At 74.9% G+C, this 15,536-nt stretch carries 12 protein-coding genes and 3 pseudogenes; 11 read left to right on the forward strand and 4 right to left on the reverse strand.

Translation table 11 applies throughout. From position 1 onward, the window contains the following. Positions 1–80 precede the first annotated feature (80 nt). The gene (locus HCJ94_RS20845) at positions 81–1,535 is read right to left on the reverse strand and encodes a hypothetical protein (protein WP_168002716.1); all 1,455 of its coding nucleotides are present in this window, start codon (positions 1,533–1,535) and stop codon (positions 81–83) included. Positions 1,536–1,678: 143 nt separating this feature from the next. On the opposite strand from HCJ94_RS20845, the gene HCJ94_RS20850 reads away from it, so the two are divergent. From HCJ94_RS20850 to HCJ94_RS20860, 3 genes are read left to right on the forward strand one after another with little or no spacing between them, the layout of a single operon-like run. Then, a complete protein-coding gene (locus tag HCJ94_RS20850; protein ID WP_168002717.1) occupies positions 1,679–2,353 on the forward strand; it encodes a glycosyltransferase family 2 protein in 675 nt (224 codons plus the stop codon). Next, complete coding sequence (locus tag HCJ94_RS20855; RefSeq protein WP_168002718.1) at positions 2,350–3,042, forward strand: TIGR04282 family arsenosugar biosynthesis glycosyltransferase; 693 nt, start codon at positions 2,350–2,352, stop codon at positions 3,040–3,042. The genes HCJ94_RS20850 and HCJ94_RS20855 overlap by 4 nt, the downstream gene beginning before the upstream one ends. Next, positions 3,039–3,701, forward strand: coding sequence for a class I SAM-dependent methyltransferase (locus tag HCJ94_RS20860; RefSeq protein ID WP_168002719.1), 663 nt, complete (start codon positions 3,039–3,041; stop codon positions 3,699–3,701). Before HCJ94_RS20855 ends, HCJ94_RS20860 begins: the two co-directional genes overlap by 4 nt. Before the next feature lie 25 nt (positions 3,702–3,726). Here HCJ94_RS20860 and HCJ94_RS20865 read toward each other — a convergent pair. Both HCJ94_RS20865 and HCJ94_RS20870 read right to left on the reverse strand, forming a co-directional pair. Further along, positions 3,727–5,397: pseudogene (locus tag HCJ94_RS20865) on the reverse strand (sulfatase-like hydrolase/transferase); the annotation flags it as partial. A 186-nt stretch (positions 5,398–5,583) separates the two neighbouring features. Next, positions 5,584–6,318 (reverse strand): annotated as a pseudogene (locus HCJ94_RS20870) (CDP-alcohol phosphatidyltransferase family protein); the annotation flags it as partial. Between the two features lie 93 nt (positions 6,319–6,411). Between HCJ94_RS20870 and HCJ94_RS20875 the strand changes: the two are divergent. Genes HCJ94_RS20875 through HCJ94_RS20885 form a run of 3 tightly spaced genes read left to right on the forward strand, consistent with a single transcriptional unit; the run spans position 6,412 to position 8,827 of the window. Further along, on the forward strand, positions 6,412–7,395 hold the full coding sequence (locus HCJ94_RS20875) for a zinc-dependent alcohol dehydrogenase (RefSeq protein WP_168002721.1): 984 nt from the start codon (positions 6,412–6,414) through the stop codon (positions 7,393–7,395). Positions 7,396–7,397: 2 nt separating this feature from the next. Beyond that, positions 7,398–7,796, forward strand: coding sequence for a 6-pyruvoyl trahydropterin synthase family protein (locus HCJ94_RS20880; RefSeq protein ID WP_168002722.1), 399 nt, complete (start codon positions 7,398–7,400; stop codon positions 7,794–7,796). Then, the gene (locus HCJ94_RS20885; RefSeq protein ID WP_168002723.1) at positions 7,793–8,827 is read left to right on the forward strand and encodes a glycosyltransferase family 4 protein; all 1,035 of its coding nucleotides are present in this window, start codon (positions 7,793–7,795) and stop codon (positions 8,825–8,827) included. Before HCJ94_RS20880 ends, HCJ94_RS20885 begins: the two co-directional genes overlap by 4 nt. 119 nt (positions 8,828–8,946) lie before the next feature. Here HCJ94_RS20885 and HCJ94_RS20890 read toward each other — a convergent pair whose 3' ends face one another. Further along, on the reverse strand, positions 8,947–10,056 hold the full coding sequence (locus HCJ94_RS20890) for an RNA-guided endonuclease InsQ/TnpB family protein (RefSeq protein ID WP_168002724.1): 1,110 nt from the start codon (positions 10,054–10,056) through the stop codon (positions 8,947–8,949). 101 nt (positions 10,057–10,157) lie between these two features. Here HCJ94_RS20890 and HCJ94_RS20895 point away from each other — a divergent pair, with 101 nt between their 5' ends. The 5 genes and pseudogenes from HCJ94_RS20895 (at position 10,158) to HCJ94_RS20910 (ending at position 15,400) form a co-directional block, all read left to right on the forward strand. After that, positions 10,158–11,012: a class I SAM-dependent methyltransferase gene (locus HCJ94_RS20895; RefSeq protein WP_168002725.1), complete on the forward strand. Its 855-nt coding sequence runs from the start codon at positions 10,158–10,160 to the stop codon at positions 11,010–11,012. A gap of 50 nt (positions 11,013–11,062) precedes the next feature. Next, a pseudogene (locus tag HCJ94_RS30395) lies at positions 11,063–12,004 on the forward strand (lysylphosphatidylglycerol synthase transmembrane domain-containing protein); the annotation flags it as partial. A 1,311-nt stretch (positions 12,005–13,315) separates the two neighbouring features. Beyond that, positions 13,316–13,672, forward strand: a complete 357-nt coding sequence (locus HCJ94_RS31640) for a zinc ribbon domain-containing protein (protein WP_240944389.1) — start codon at positions 13,316–13,318, stop codon at positions 13,670–13,672. Positions 13,673–13,770: 98 nt separating this feature from the next. After that, positions 13,771–14,469, forward strand: coding sequence for a GTP cyclohydrolase II (locus HCJ94_RS20905; protein ID WP_168002727.1), 699 nt, complete (start codon positions 13,771–13,773; stop codon positions 14,467–14,469). A 154-nt stretch (positions 14,470–14,623) separates the two neighbouring features. Then, a complete protein-coding gene (locus HCJ94_RS20910; protein ID WP_168002728.1) occupies positions 14,624–15,400 on the forward strand; it encodes a RibD family protein in 777 nt (258 codons plus the stop codon). Positions 15,401–15,536 lie beyond the last annotated feature (136 nt).

Raw genomic sequence — 15,536 nt, forward strand, 5'->3', positions numbered from 1 at the left:
TGGTCCCTGATATGGCCTGGTATGGGAGTTATGCCCGGGCAGAAAGCGCAAGATCGCGGGGAGGGGTTGGAGCGGCGCGCTCAGCTGACCGTCCACAGCAGGTGGTTCACCGTGAGGGCGGTGAGCGCTTGAGCCGTGAGCCACCAGCGGTGCGTGCGCGCCGGCAGGTGCGTGGTGGCGACGAGCAGCCAGACCGTGAACGGCAGCCAGATCCGCTCCACCTCGGCCTTGCTGAGGCCGGACAGGTCCGCCGCGACGATGGCCAGCGCCGCCGTCACCGGGAGCACCACCGCCGGCCCCGCCGCCCGGACGGCGTGCGCCACCGCCGACCGCCACCGCCCCACGTGCCCAGCGTGGGCGACCGAGCCCGACCGCGACGTCTTCGACGCCGGCGGGGCCGCGAGGGCGGCGCGTACCGGTCCGGTTGCCGCCACCAGCGCCCGGCGCAGCGCCGGCCCCACCGCCGGCCCGGCGGACAGCAGCAGCGCGGCCAGGTTCGCCCACACCCAGTAGACGTACGGGCGGTCGGCCGCCCACCCCTGGTAGTAGCGCTCGACCACCAGGCGGTAGCCGTCCCACCACCAGAACCCAGCGGCCGTGAACGCCACCACGACGGCGGCGACCCCGGCGACGGCGGCGGCCAGCGCTCCCCACCCGTCCCGGGCGCGCAACGCCAGCACGGCCACCGCCAGCAGCCCGACCAGCACGAACCCGTACGACAGGTGCAGCGCGAAGCCCAGCACGAGCCCGCCGGCGAAGGCGACCCGCCGGCCGCCGATCGCGAGCAGGGCCAGGCCGGCGGCCACCACGCCGGTGAACAGCCCGTCCGCCGACGCCCCCACCCAGACCGCGCCCGGCAGCAGCACCAGGAACGGCACCAGGGCCCGGGCGGCGCCGGCGGCTCCCAGCGCCCGCAGGGTCACCGGCACCGACACCGCGAGCGTCGCGCCGAGCAGGACGCAGGCCAGGCCGGCCGCCGCGCCGCCGCCCAGCCCGATCCGGTCGAGCCACACGAAGACCAGCAGCGCCCCCGGCGGGTGCCCGGCCGTGTGCGTCGACCACGAGTCCGGCTGGAAGTCGAGGATCCGCCCGGTGAAACCGGCCAGCACGGCGGACACGTCGGTGATCCGGGGCACCTCGTGCAGGTACTCCGCCTGCGGGGTCAGCCGCTCGGCGAGCCCGGCCGACCAGCCGTCCACCAGGGCCAGCGACAGCGTCCACGCGACCGAGGCCAGCCAGCCGGCGACGAGCAGCCGGCCCCAGCGGGCGGTCCGCGCCCACGGGACGCCCCAGCCGAGCACCGCCACGGCGACCAGCACCGCCGCCGGCGTCCCCCAGCCGACGTGCGGGCGCCAGGTGGCGTAGAGCGGGGCGGCGTCCGCGTACAGGCCGGAATCCCGCGCGTTGAGCGCCGCGCCCACCACCACGGCGGCCGCCAGCAGCGCCGCCTCCACGGCGAGCACCACCAGGTCGGCCCGGCCTCGGCGGGCGGGCGCCGCGGGGCCGGCGGCGGCTCGCGTCGGTGTGGACGTCATGACGACCGCACGGTACGGGCTCCGGCGCGGCGGCGCAGGCGAAGCGCCGTCCCGTCACCGGTCGGTAAGAATCTGTCGTCCGGTAAGCGGTCCGTAACCACGTTCCGGCCGCCGCCGGTCCGCGACCGCCCTAGCGTCGAGGCATGTCCACACAGATCGACGTGGTCCTGCCGTGCCTGGACGAGGCGGCGGCACTGCCGGGCGTCCTCGCCGCGCTGCCGCCCGGGTACCGGGCGCTGGTGGTGGACAACGGGTCGCGGGACGGGTCGCCCGAGGTTGCCGCCCGGCTCGGCGCCCGGGTGGTGCACGAATCCCGCCGCGGCTACGGCGCCGCCGTCCACACCGGGCTCCTCGCCGCCGAGACCGAGCTGGTGTGCGTCCTGGACGCGGACGGTTCGTTCGACCCGGCGGAGCTGCCGGCCCTGGTCGCCCCGGTGGCGGACGGCTCGGCCGACCTCGCGGTCGGCCGCCGCCGGCCCGTCTCGGCGTCCGCCTGGCCGTGGCACGCCCGGGCCGGCACCGCGCTGGTCGCGGCGCTGCTGCGCCAGCGCGGCGTCCCGCTGCGCGACCTGAGCCCGATCCGGGTGGCCCGGCGCGAGGCGCTGCTCGGCCTCGGCGTCACCGACCGGGCCTTCGGCTACCCGCTCGAACTGCTGATCCGCGCGGCCACGGCGGGCTGGCGCATCCGCGAGCTGGACGTCACGTACGCGCCGCGCGCCGCCGGCACCCGTTCGAAGGTCTCCGGCTCGGTCCGCGGCACCCTGCGGGCGACCCGGGACTTCGCCGGGGTGCTGCGCAGCATGGGCGGCACCCGGTGACCGTCCTGCTGGTCGTGGCGAAGGCGCCGGTGCCGGGCGCGGTGAAGACCCGGCTGTGTCCGCCCGCCACGCCCCGCCAGGCGGCCCGGGTCGCCGCCGCCGCGCTGCGGGACACGCTCGCCGCGGTCGCGGCGACCCCCGGCGTGACCCCGGTGCTCGCCCTGCACGGGCGGCTCGCCGACGGCGTGGACGCCGACGCGCTGCGGGCCGCCGTCACCGGCTGGACGGTCCTGCCCCAGCGCGGCGCCGGCCTGGGCGACCGGCTCGCCGCCGCGTACGCGGACGTGGCGGCCGCGTACCCCGGGCAGCCGGTGCTCCAGATCGGCATGGACACGCCCCAGGTGTCCCCGGTCCTGCTCGGCGCGGCGGCGCGGCGGCTGGCCGGCGCGGACGCCCTGCTCGGCCCCGCCGCGGACGGCGGCTGGTGGGTGCTGGGCCTGCGCGAGCCCGGACACGCGACCGCCCTTCGGGGCGTGCCCATGTCCACCCCGGCGACCGGGCGCCGCACCGTCGCGGCACTGGCCGCGCGCGGCCTGCGGGTGGAGCCGCTGCCGATGGCTCGGGACGTCGACGAGTGGGCCGACGCGCTGGCCGTGGCGGCGACCGTGCCCGGAAGCCGGTTCGCGCGGCAGGTCGACGCCGTCCGGCCGGTCGCGGAGACGGTCCTTCTGCCCGGCGGCCGGCGGTGACCGTCCTCGCCACCGACCCGGGCGGGTCCGGCTTCGCGGCGGCACTCACCACCCCGATCGGGACGCACTGGCTGGTCGACACGCACGGGCGGCGGACCCGCCTGCCGGTCGACCGCTGGCACGCGGCGGCGGAACCGGCGCTGCGGGCGGTGCTGCGGCGCTGCGCCGGCCCCACCCTGGACGTCGGCTGCGGGCCCGGCCGGGTCACCCGCGCGCTGGTGGAGGCCGGTGTGACCGCCGTCGGGCTCGACGTGTGCGCCGAGGCGGTCCGACGTACCCGGGCCCGGGGCGCGGTCGCGCTGCGCCGGGACGTGTTCGACCCGCTGCCCGGCGAGGGGCGCTGGGCGCACGTGCTGCTGATCGACGGCAACATCGGCATCGGCGGCGACCCGGTCGCCCTGCTGGGCCGCTGCCGCGACCTCCTCCGTCCGCGGGGCACCGTCGTGGTGGAGGTGGAGCCGGCCGGCCCCGGCCTGTGGCGCGGTGACAGCCATCTCGCGTACCGGACGGCCGACGGCGTGTCCCGGCGGGGCCCGTGGTTCCGGTGGGCCCGGCTCGACGAGCGGGCGCTGCCTCCCGTGGCCGCCGCGGTCGGCCTCGCGGTGCACGAGCTGGCCGACCGGGACGGCCGCCGGTTCGCCGTCCTTCGACGCCCCTGACGGCGACGGGTGGCGGGTGCCGGGATCAGCCGGGCGGGCCGGCCGCCGCGGCGCGTGGGTCGAGGGCGGGGGAGAAGGTGGTGAGGAAGCGGTCCCGGAAGGCGTCCATCCGCCACACCGGAGCGTCGGGTCCGGGTCGCAGGCCGTCCTGCCAGTTCCAGCCGGCGATCCGGTCGAGCACGGCCCGGTCCCGGGTGATGAGGTGGATCGGCACGTCGCGGCTGGCGTCCGGGCCGGTGACGATCGGCGCGGGCTGGTGGTCACCGACCACGATCAGCACCAGGTCGTCGTCGCCGTACCGCTGGACGTACGAGATGAGGGCGCCCAGCGTGTACTCGATCGACCGGCGGTACCCGAGCCGGGGCTGCTTGGACGAGCGGCGCTCGGTGGCGTCGTGGAACACGCTGCCGTCGCCGAGCGCGTTCCAGTCCAGCAGCCGGGGGATGTGCGTCCAGGGGGAGTGGCTGGAGATGAGGGCCAGCTCGGCCATCACCGGACGGCGGTCGGTGGCGGCGCGTTCCCGCTGGTGGAACACCGACAGCGTGTACTGGTCGGGCATCGGGGCGAAGCTGAACCGCGGTCCCCGGTAGCCGAGGCTGTGCTCGTCGTAGAACTGCTCGTAGTCGTAGAACGCCCCCTCCGGCCACGCCTGGTTGGCCGCCGGCATCACACCCACCGTCCGCCAGCCGGCCCGCCGGAAGGCGGTACCGAGGGTGCTGCGGTCGCTGGCCAGCAGCGTGCGGTGGCGCTGGTCGTTGTCGATCCACAGTCCGGAGAGCAGCGTGGCGTGCGCCAGCCAGCTGCCGCCGCCGGTGGTGGGCGAGGTGAGGAACGCGCTGCGGGTGCCGTAGCCGGCCGCGGACAGGCGTCGCTGTCCCTGGTCGAGCACCACGCCGACGTTGGCGAACTCCTCCTCCTGCACCGCGTCACGCCCGTAGCTCTCGACGAAGGCGACCAGCACGTCCTTGCCGCGCAGCGCGGTGAGCAGCCGGTCGCCGGGCGCGCCGCCGTACGGGTCGGCGTCGACCTCGCCGACGAACACCGCCCGGTCGCGCAACCGCGCCTGCACCTGCGCGGCGTGGGCGTTGACCAGCACGGTCGCGGAGGCGTCGGCCACCGGCCCGGCCGGCGCGATGCGCACCCCGGTGGCGGCGCCGACGAGCCAGAGCACCACCAGCGCCGCCAGCGCGCGGCGGGACCGGTCCGGATCACCGGCCAGCAGGCGGGACAGCCGCAGGACCGCCCAGGTCAGGGTGGCGAGCAGCCCGACGGCCAGCAGCACGGCGCCGACGGCGGCGGCGACGGCGCCGGCCCGTCCCACCGAGCCGCTCATGAAGGTGAACGCCTCGTCGAGCAGCGCCCAGTCGAGCACCAGGTCGAACGGCCGCCCGAGCGCCGACCCGAACCCGAGGTCGGCGGCCTTGAGGACCACCAGTAGCCCGAGCGCCACCCCGGCCAGCGTCGCCACCGGGCGGCGGGCCCGCGTGGGCAGGACGAGCAGGACCGCCGCCAGCACCAGGCCCTCCAGCGGGATCCGGACCAGCGCGGCGGGCGTCAGGTGACCGGGCCGGTGCGGCGCGCCCAGGGCGACCAGCACCAGCAGCACGGCCGCCGTCGTGGCCAGCCACCCCGCGACCCGCCGCCACCGCGCCGGCCGGTCCACGTGCCCGGGGGTACGCCCCGAGCCCGGCTCGGCGGTCGGGACGGTGGTCGCGTCGGGCCGCAGGGCGCTCTCGTCGGGCCGCAGGGCGCTCTCGTCGTTCTGCACGGTGCTCCTCGGTCAGTCGTGGACGGCGACGAGTTCCCGGCGCGTCGCCGGCCGGTCCGGGCGGGATTCCGCCGCCACCGGCAAGCCCGGGATCGGCGCGCCGGCGACCGGCATCGCCGGGTGCCCGACGGGTGCCGCGACCGGCGTCGGGTCCGGCGCGGACCGGTGCCGCCAGAGCCAGAGGACGTCCCGACCGAACGACTCCACCTGGAGCGCCAGTGCCCCGACGAGCAGCATCACCGCGGCCACCGGCGGCAGCACCCGCGACGCGGCGACCAGCAGCACCACGCCCAGCGCCGCCGCGGTGACCTTACGCCAGTACCGGGCCGGCAGCGGCCGGCACAGCCACGGCAGCGCCCAGCCGGCGGCGACGAACGCGTACCGCATCGCGCCGAGGGTGAGCACCCAGACCCCGACCGCCGGCGCGACGTGCAGGCTGAGCACGGCGACGAGGACGCTGTCGATCTCCATGTCGAACCGGGCGCCGAGCGCGCTGGCCGTGCCGGTGCGGCGGGCCACGTACCCGTCCACGCCGTCCAGCGCGAGTGCCACCGCGGTGAGGACGGTGAGCAGCCCGACCGGCACCGGCCGCCCGGCGAACCCGTCGGCGACCAGCCCGGTGACCGCCCCGACGAGCACCGCCCGGGCCAGGGTCACCCGGTCGGCCGGCCCGAGGGCGGTCGCACCGGCCCGGTGCAGGCCCAGAACGAGCGCCAGGCACACCACCAGCCCGTACGCGAGGCCGGCGAACCAGCCGGCGGGGCCGAGACCGACCGTCCCGGCGAGCCCGGCCAGCAGGACAATCTGGACGACCAGCCCGATCAGCGGACCGTTTCGAACCGTGGCCACCGTGCCTCCGTGTCTATGATCGACAGCTCCCTGACTGGGTAGTACGCACGAAACGACGGTCCGGTTCGCCCGGGACGCGGAAAGGAGCAGCCGGTGACGCGGACGGCCCGGGCCTTCTGGCTGCGGACACCCGGCCAGGGCGAGATCCGGCCGGCGCCGCTGCCCGCCCCCGTCCCGGGCGAGGTGCTCGTCCGGGCGCGGTACTCCGGCGTGAGCCGCGGCACCGAGACGCTGGTGTTCACCGGCGGCGTCCCCACCGGCCAGTACGCGGCGATGCGTGCCCCCTTCCAGGAGGGCGACTTCCCGGCCCCGGTCAAGTATGGCTACCTCAGCGTGGGCGTGGTCGAGGAGGGCCCGGAGGAGCTTCGCGGGCGCACCGTGTTCTGCCTGCACCCGCACCAGACCGCGTACGTGGTCCCGGCCGACGCCGTGGTGGTCGTACCCGAGGACGTGCCGGCGTCCCGCGCGGTGCTGGCCGGCACGGTGGAGACCGCGGTCAACGCGCTGTGGGACGCGCCGCCGCTGGTCGGCGACCGGATCACCGTGGTCGGCGCCGGCATGGTCGGTGCCACCGTCGCGGCCCTGGCGGCCCGCTTCCCCGGCGTACGGGTGCAGCTCGTCGACCTCGACCCGGCGCGGGCGGAGGTGGCGTCGGCCCTCGGCGTCGAGTTCGCCGCGCCGGCCGAGGCGGCCGGCGGGCGCGACCTGGTGGTGCACGCCAGCGCCACCTCCGCCGGCCTGCGGCGGTGCCTGGAACTGGTGGCGCCGGAGGGCACGGTGCTGGAGTTGAGCTGGTACGGCGACCGCGAGGTGACCCTGCCGCTGGGCGGCGAGTTCCACTCCGGGCGGCTCACCCTGCGCAGCAGCCAGGTGGGCCGGATCGCGCCGGCCCGGCGGGGCAGCCGCACCTACGCCGACCGGCTCGCGCTGGCGCTGGACCTGCTCGCCGACCCGGTGTTCGACGTGCTGCTCACCGGGGAGTCGCGCTTCGCCGACCTGCCCGACGTGCTGCCCCGGCTCGCCGACGGGCGGCTGCCGGCCCTGTGCCACCTCATCACCTACGACGGAGAGGGATAACCGTGTTCAGCGTGACCGTCCGTGACCACATGATGATCGCCCACAGCTTCCGGGGCGAGGTGTTCGGTCCGGCCCAGCGCCTGCACGGCGCCACCTTCGTCGTCGACGCCACCTTCCGCCGTGCCGACCTCGACGCCGACGGGATCGTGGTCGACATCGGCCGGGCCACCGATCAGCTGCGGGCGGTGCTCGGCGAGCTGACGTACCGCAACCTCGACGACGAGCCGGCGTTCGCGGGCGTGAACACCACCACCGAGGTGCTCGCCCGCACCGTCGCCGACCGTCTCGCTGAGCGGGTGCACGCCGGTGACCTCGGCGAGGGTGCGCGCGGCCTGGCGGGGATCACCGTGACCCTGCACGAGTCGCACGTGGCGTGGGCCAGCTACGAACGGCCGCTATGACGGGCACCGTCCACGCGGTGCTGCCGGGCGACATCGACGACCCGGCCACACCGAGCGGGGGCAACCGGTACGACCGGCGCGTCCTCGGCGGCCTGGCCGCCGCCGGCTGGACCGTGCACGAGCACCCGGTGCCCGGTGGCTGGCCGCACCCCGAGCCCGCCGACCGGGCCGGACTCGCCCGGGTGCTCGACGCGCTGCCCGACGGGACGGTCGCCCTGCTCGACGGCCTGGTCGCCTCGGCCGTGCCCGAGGTCCTCGCGCCGCGTGCCGGGCGGCTGCGCCTGGTCGTGCTCGTGCACCTGCCGCTGGACCACGACGCCGAGCGCGCGGCGCTGGGGTGCGCGGCGGCGGTCGTCACCACCAGCGGCTGGACGCGGCGCTGGCTCATCGACCGGTACGCGCTGCCCGCCGGGCGGATCCACGTCGCCACGCCCGGTGTCGACCCCGCGCCCCCGGCACCCGACTCGGCGACCGGCGGGGAACTGCTCTGCGTCGCGGCGGTCACCCCGCTCAAGGGGCACGACACCCTGGTCGACGCGCTCGCCCGGGTCGCCGACCTGCCCTGGCGCTGCGTCTGTGCCGGGTCGCTCACCCGGGACCCGGCGTTCGTCGACCGGCTGCGACGGCGCGTCGCCGACCAGGGCCTCGCCGGGCGGGTGCACCTGGCCGGCCCGTACGCCGGGGCCGAGCTGGACGCCGCGTACGCTGCGGCCGACCTGCTGGTGCTGGCGTCGCGCATCGAGACGTACGGCATGGCGGTCACCGAGGCCCTCGCCCGGGGCGTACCGGTGCTCGCGACCGCGACCGGCGGGCTGCCCGACACCCTCGGCCGCGCCCCGGACGGCACCCCGCCGGGGCTGCTCGTACCCCCCGGTGACCCGGCCGCACTGGCCGGCGCGCTGCGGCGCTGGCTCACCGACCCGGCGCTGCGCGGACGCCTGCGCCGGGCCGCGCACGAGCGGCGGGCCACCCTCGACGACTGGACGACCACGACCACCGCGCTGGCGACGGCGCTGAGAGGAGCGGCTTGACATCCTCCACCGCCCTGAAGGGCGGGGATCCCATCGGTCACCCGTGGGGGTTCCTGCTTCACCGGGTCGTGCCTTCACCGCTTATGCGGGTCGGGTCTTACCGTCCCTCCACAGGCGTTTTACCTCTCCGCCAGCCCGGCGGCGAGGATGTTCCTGGCGGCGTTCACATCTCGGTCGTGTACGGCATCGCAGCCGGGGCACGTCCAGGCGCGGACACTGAGGGTGAGGGTGGTGTTGATCCGTCCGCATGCCGAGCAGGTCTTGGACGAGGGCAGCCACCGGTCGACGGCGATCACCGTCCGCCCGTACCAGGCGGCTTTGTACTCCAGCATGCTTCGCAACTCGGCCCATGCCGCGTCGTAGATGGCGCGGGCCAAGCTGTGGTTGCGGACCATGTTGCGCACGCTGAGGTCTTCGATCACGACCGTTTGGTTCTTGCGGACGAGTCGAGTGCTCAGCTTGTGCAGGTGGTCCCGTCGCCGGTCGACGATGCGGGCGTGAATGCGGGCGACCTTGAGGCGGGCTTTGGTCCGGTTCGCGGAGCCATTCTGCTTGCGGGCCAGCGCCCGCTGCGCCTTGGCCAGCTTGCCCCGGTCGATGCGTTCGTGCCGCGGGTTGGCGATTTTCTCACCGGTGGAGAGGGTGACCAGGCTGGTGACGCCCGCATCCACCCCGACCGCGAACTCCGTGGCGGGCAGCCGTTCGATGGTGGTCTCGACCAGGATCGACACAAACCAGCGGCCGGCGGAGTCCCGCGACACGGTGACGGTGGACGGCTGCGCCGCCTCGGGCAGGGGCCGAGACCACACGATCGACAGCGGGGTGTCCATCTTGGCCAGCGTGAGCTGCCCGTCACGCCAGCGGAATGCCGACCGCGTGTACTCCGCCGACACCCGGGATTTGCGCTTGGACTTGAACCGCGGGTAGCGCGCCCGCTTGTCCCAGAACGCCGCAAACCCCGCCTGCAGGTGCCGCAGCGCCTGCTGCAACGGAACCGAGCTGACCTCGTTGAGAAAGGCCAGGCCTTCGGTGCGTTTCCATTCGGTCAGCCACGCCGACGTCTGCACATACGTGATGCGCTGCCGGTCCACCGCCCATGCCCGGGTACGCGCCTCCAACGCCCGGTTGTACACCAGGCGCACACAGCCGAACGTCCGGCTCAGCTGTTCGGCCTGTTCCGGCGAGGGATAAAAGCGGTACTTGTACGCCCGCTTCACCACCTCACCCACACCGCACATTCTAACAATCGTCCATACAAAACGATCATTGAAGGGAGGGAGCGGCGTTTCCTCACCCGCCTCAAGGCGAGGGTATTCACGCCGCGACCCCGATGACCACCGATGCGCTGCGGAACCCCGGACCCGTGGTGGACCTGCCCGCGGACTTCGCGGACTGGCTCACCCTGCGCGAGCCGGCCGACGCCGCGGCCCGCGCGACGGACCTCGTCGACCGGGTCCGGGCCCGGCTCACCGGCAACCCGCTGGTCGTGCACGACCTCGGCTGTGGCACCGGGTCGATGGGCCGCTGGCTCGCCCCGCTGCTGCCCGGTCCGCAGCACTGGATCCTGCACGACGGGGACGCCGGCCTGCTGGCCCGCGCCGCCGCCGACCTGCCCCCGGCGGCCGCCGACGGCGCCCCGGTGACGGTCGAGACCCGCCGCGGTGACCTGACCCGGCTCACCGCCGCCGACCTGGCCGGCGCCTCCCTGGTCACCGCGTCCGCGCTGCTGGACATGCTGACCGCCGAGGAGGTCGAGCGGGTCGTCGCCGCCTGCGCGGGCCGGCCCGTCCTGTTCGCCCTGTCCGTCGTCGGCCGCGTCCGGTTCGATCCGGTCGACGCCCTCGACGCCGAGATCGCGGGGGCGTTCAACGACCACCAGCGCCGTACCGTCGGCGGTCGTAGCCTCCTCGGGCCGGACGCCGTCGACGTGGCGGCCGCCGCCTTCGTCCGGCACGGTGCGGACGTCGTGCTGCGGCCGAGCCCGTGGCGGCTCGGCCCGAAGGAACCGGACCTGTTCGAGGAGTGGTTCGCCGGCTGGCTCGACGCGGCCTGCGAGCAGCGGCCGGAGCTGGTCGGCCCGGCCGGGGCGTACGCGCGGAGCCGCCGCGCCGATGTCGCGGCCGGCCGCCTCTCGGTGCTGATCGACCACCGTGACCTGCTCGCCCTGCCTACGGTGAACCCGTGACCGTCGCCGTACGTGCCTACCCACGGGGAAAGATCGTGAGGGAGGTCCGGATGGACACGGCGGCGACCACCGCACCCGCAGCGGGCCGGCGGGCGTGGGCATGGGCCCGGACGCTCGGCGGTCTCGGCATGCTGGCCGGGCTCCTCTGCTGGGTCGGCGCCGGCCCGTTCCTCGACGGGCTGCGCCTGATCGACGCTCCCGCGCTGGCGGCGGCGCTGGCCATCGGCGTGCTCACCACGGTCTGCTGCGCGTGGCGGTGGAGCCTGGTCGCCGGCGGCCTCGGCGTGCGGCTGCCGCTGCGTACGGCCGTGGCGCACTGCTACCGGGCGGTGTTCCTCAACGCGACGCTCCCCGGCGGGATCCTCGGCGACGTGCACCGTGCGGTCCGCCACGGGCGGGATTCCGGCGACGTCGGGCGGGGTATCCGTGCCGTCGTGTGGGAGCGAACCGCCGGACAGGTCGTGCTCGCCGCGGTGGCGATGGTGGTGCTCGCCGCGTTCCCGTCCCCGGTCCGGCCGTACCTGCCGGCGGTGGCGGCGGCCCTGGCCGCGATCGGACTCGGCGTGTTCCTGCTGGCCCGGGCGCTGCCGGTGGCCGGCCCGTCCCGCTTCGCGCGGGCGGTCGGCGCCGCCGTCGCCGACGTCCGCGCCGGCCTGCTGGCCCGCCGCACCTGGTGCGGGGTGCTGCTCGCCTCCGCGCTGGCGGTCGCCGGGCACCTGGCGACGTTCGTGCTCGCCGCCCGCACCGCCGGCTCGACCGCGCCGCTGTCCCTGCTGGTGCCGTTGACGCTGCTGGCGCTGCTCGCCATGGGCGTGCCGGCCAACGTCGCCGGCTTCGGGCCCCGCGAGGGCGTGGCCGCGTGGGCGTTCGGCGCCGCCGGCCTCTCCGCGGCCGAGGGCGTCTCGACCGCGATGGTGTACGGAGCCCTGGTGCTCGTCGCGAGCCTTCCCGGTGCCGCCGTCCTGGTGGCCCGTCGTGTCCGCGTGCCGGCCGTGCACCGTCGGATCGAGATGTGGTGGGCGCTGGCTCGGCCGTTGGGTGCCGGGTCGGCCCGTGTTGTTGTTCGACGTGGCGGCGTGGCGCTTCACGTACGGCCTGGAAGTAGGAGCGGTCTTTGGCTGCGGCGGTCTGTCGTGATCGACCCCGGGTTGGGGGATCGGGGGTGCGCAGGTCGATGCGGAGTGTCGGTGCGGTTGGGCATGATGTGCGGCGTGGGTAGGGGCAGGAAACGGCCGAAGGGCGCGCCGACGTTCGTGGCGACGTTTCGGATCGCGTTTTCTCCATCGCAGCGTCGTAGGGTCGGGGCGAGGTTCAACGCGGGTACCGCGCTGTATAACGCGGCGTTGCGGGAGGCCCTGGATCGGGTGGGGCGGATGCGCAGCGATTCCCGCTGGGAGAAGGCCCGCAGTCTGCCCAAGGGTGATCCGGAGCGTGGGCGGCTGTTCGCTGAGGCGCGGGCGGCTGCCGGGTTCGACAGGTCGGCGTTGGCATCGTTCGGGTCGCGGCTGCGGGTGGGGTGGCTGCGTGAGGGTGTGGCCGCGCAGGAGGCGCAGGCCCTCGCCGAGCGGGCGTTTGCCGCAGTCGAGTTGTGGGCGTACGGGTCGCGCGGGCGTCCGCGGTTCAAGTCGATGCGCCGCGGTATCCGGTCGATGTCATCGAAGGACCGCAACGGCGCGATCCGGATCGCCGCGACGGGTCGTCAGCTGCAGTGGGGGCGTGGCTTTGTCGCCCCGCTGGTTATCGACCCGGCCAACCCCGTCCACTCGCATGCTCTGGACGCGGTCGACGCCGAGCGGGTGTTGTCGGTGCGGGTCGTCCGCCGGGTGATCAAAGGCCGACAGTATTACGAAGCGCAACTGGTTTGTGACGGCCAGCCGGCCCAGCGCGACCAGGTGGCCGATGGCATGGTCGGGGTGGATCTTGGTCCGTCCACCGTGGCTGTCGTGTCAGACACGCGCGTCTTTCTGGAGCAGTTGTGCGCCGGGCTGGATGCCAATCACGCGGAGGTTCGGCGTGTGCAGCGCAAGCTGGACCGGCAGCACCGGCGCGGATCACCGGGCTGTTTCGACGGTGCAGGCCGGCATCGGGTGGGGCACTGCGCCTGGGTGCGGTCCGGTCAGGCAGGGGCGACAGCGGCCCGGCTGGCGGAGACGCACCGCCGGCAGGCCGAGCACCTTAGGTCACTGCAGAGCAATCTGGTCAACCGGGTGCTCGGGCAGGGCTCGACGGTGCATGTCGAGCGACTGTCCAAGATCGCATGGCAGAAGAGGTTCGGCCGCCAGGTGGGGTTCCGCGCGCCGGGAATGTTCGAAACCCTGCTGCGCCGCGAAGCCGCGAACGCTGGCGGCGCAGTCGTGTTGATCAACCCGTACCGCGCTCGTCTGTCGCAGGCGTGTGTTTGCGGGGCGATGGTGAAGAAACCGTTGCGCCAGCGTGTCCATACCTGCGTGTGTGGGGTGGCCGAGCAGCGGGATGTGTGGTCTGCATTCCTGGCCCGACATTCGTCGGGTCAGGCCCCTGATCTGGTCGCAGCTTCCCAGGAGTTGCGGCGCCGCCACGACGTCGGTGGGGCACCGGGATCGGGTGGGAGAAACCTGCGAGTGCCAGCCGCTCGTCGGCTGGTCCCGGCGGCGGCCGGCAGAGCGGGTGGTGCCGTATGAGCAGCAACCGGCGTGATACCGGACATCGTTCGGGGAGCGCACGGGGAGGCTCAGAAAACTCGGCCCATCAGGGCCGAAAGGACGTCAAGAGGAGTCTGATGCATCCCGTACCGCCCACCACCACGATCCGCACTCAGGTCACCGTCCCGCTGCGGTTCCCCGACGGGTACTCCACGACGGCCCGGGTCTTCACCTTCAAGGGCCTGGCTGATGGGCGGGAACACCTTGCGTTCGGGCTCGGTGACCGGTCCGATCCGGTCGACGCGGTGGCGGCGCGCCGGTCCGTGCCGCTAGTCCGCCCGCACAGCGAGTGCCTCACGGGGGACGTGTTCGGAAGCCAGCGCTGCGACTGCGGCCCGCAACTGCGAGAGGCGGTCGACCGCATTGCCAGCGCTGGCGGCTACCTGCTCTACCTGCGCCAGGAGGGCCGTGGCATCGGCCTGTACGCCAAGCTGGAGGCGTACGCGTTGCAGGAGGCCGGGCTCGACACGTACGAGGCGAATCTCGCGCTCGGCCACGGCGAGGACGAGCGGGACTACACCGTCGCCGCGCAGATGCTCACCGCCCTCGGCGTGGACCGGGTCAGGCTGCTCAGCAACAATCCCGACAAGGCCGGGCAGTTGCGCCGGCTCGGGATCACCGTCACCGAGCGGGTGTCCACCGGGGTGTACCTGTCGCCGGCGAACGCCGGCTACCTGGCGGCGAAGGCAACTCGCGGCGACCATGCCCTCGACCTGGCCTCCGTCCATGACCGAGACGTGGTGAGTGCAAGCTCGGCCATTCAGGGCAAGGGTTAGCCGTGTTGTGCGACGGAGCGGCGTGGGGCTTGGTCGCAGCTTTGCAGGAGTTGCGGCGCCACGATAGGGGCACCGGGATCGGGTGGGAGAAACCTGCGAGCACCACCCGCCCGTCGGCCGCTCACGGCGCGGCCGGCAGAGCGGGTGGTCCCGGATGAGCAGCAACCGGCGTGATTTCGGACACCGTGCGGGGCGCCCACGGGGAGGCTCAGAGATCTCGGCCCTTCAGGGCCGGGAGAACGTCGATGAGCGTCCCTACGTCCTGCTCAGCTGCGCGGCGTCGATCGACGGCTACATCGACGACGCCACCGGCCAACGGTTGGTGCTGTCCAACGACGCGGACCTGGACCGGATCGACGAGGTGCGGGCCGGGTGCGACGCGATCCTCGTCGGCGCGGGCACGGTCCGCCGGGACGACCCGCGCCTGCTGGTGCGCTCCGACGCGCGGCGCGCCGACCGGGTCGCCCGGGGGTTGCCGGCCTCGCCGGCGCGGGTGACGCTCACCGGCTGCGGCGACCTCGACCCGGAGGCCCGGTTCTTCACCGTCGGTGACACCGACCGGCTCGTCTACTGCGCGACGTCGGCCGTCGAGAAGACCCGCGAACGCCTCGGCGACCGGGCCACCGTGGTCGACGCCGGGGACCCGGTCGACCTGGCCTCGGCGCTGGGCGACCTGGCCGCCCGGGGCGTACGCCGGCTGATGGTGGAGGGCGGCGCGAGTGTGCACGCCCAGTTCCTCACCGCCGGGCTCGCCGACGAGCTGCACCTGGTGGTCGCGCCGTTCTTCGTGGGCGACAGCCGCGCCCCGCGCTTCGGCGGCGATGGCTGCTTCCCCTGGCACGCCGGCCGCCGCGCCCGCGTCGCCGAGGTCCGCCAGATCGGGGACGTGGCGCTGATGCGCTACGCGCTCTCCGACCGCTGCGCCGACTGAGCGGCAGCCAGCCCGGCTCACCGTGCCGTGCGGCAGCCCGGCCGACCGTGCCGTGCGGCCGGGCACCGCCGCCGCGCGCCGGTAGTTGTCACACGGCATACTTTCCCGGTCATGTTCGGGCCGGGGGGCGACGCCC

The organism is Micromonospora thermarum (genome assembly GCF_012034245.1).
Lineage (GTDB): Bacteria > Actinomycetota > Actinomycetes > Mycobacteriales > Micromonosporaceae > Micromonospora > Micromonospora thermarum.

Coding starts and splice junctions, on each gene's coding strand:
- HCJ94_RS31640 (WP_240944389.1), top strand. CDS start 13,316: ATGTTCGAAACCCTGCTGCGCCGCGAAGCCGCGAACGCTGGCGGCGCA.
- HCJ94_RS20885 (WP_168002723.1), top strand. CDS start 7,793: ATGACGGGCACCGTCCACGCGGTGCTGCCGGGCGACATCGACGACCCG.
- HCJ94_RS20910 (WP_168002728.1), top strand. CDS start 14,624: ATGAGCAGCAACCGGCGTGATTTCGGACACCGTGCGGGGCGCCCACGG.
- HCJ94_RS20850 (WP_168002717.1), top strand. CDS start 1,679: ATGTCCACACAGATCGACGTGGTCCTGCCGTGCCTGGACGAGGCGGCG.
- HCJ94_RS20905 (WP_168002727.1), top strand. CDS start 13,771: ATGCATCCCGTACCGCCCACCACCACGATCCGCACTCAGGTCACCGTC.
- HCJ94_RS20845 (WP_168002716.1), bottom strand. CDS start 1,535: ATGACGTCCACACCGACGCGAGCCGCCGCCGGCCCCGCGGCGCCCGCC.
- HCJ94_RS20895 (WP_168002725.1), top strand. CDS start 10,158: ATGACCACCGATGCGCTGCGGAACCCCGGACCCGTGGTGGACCTGCCC.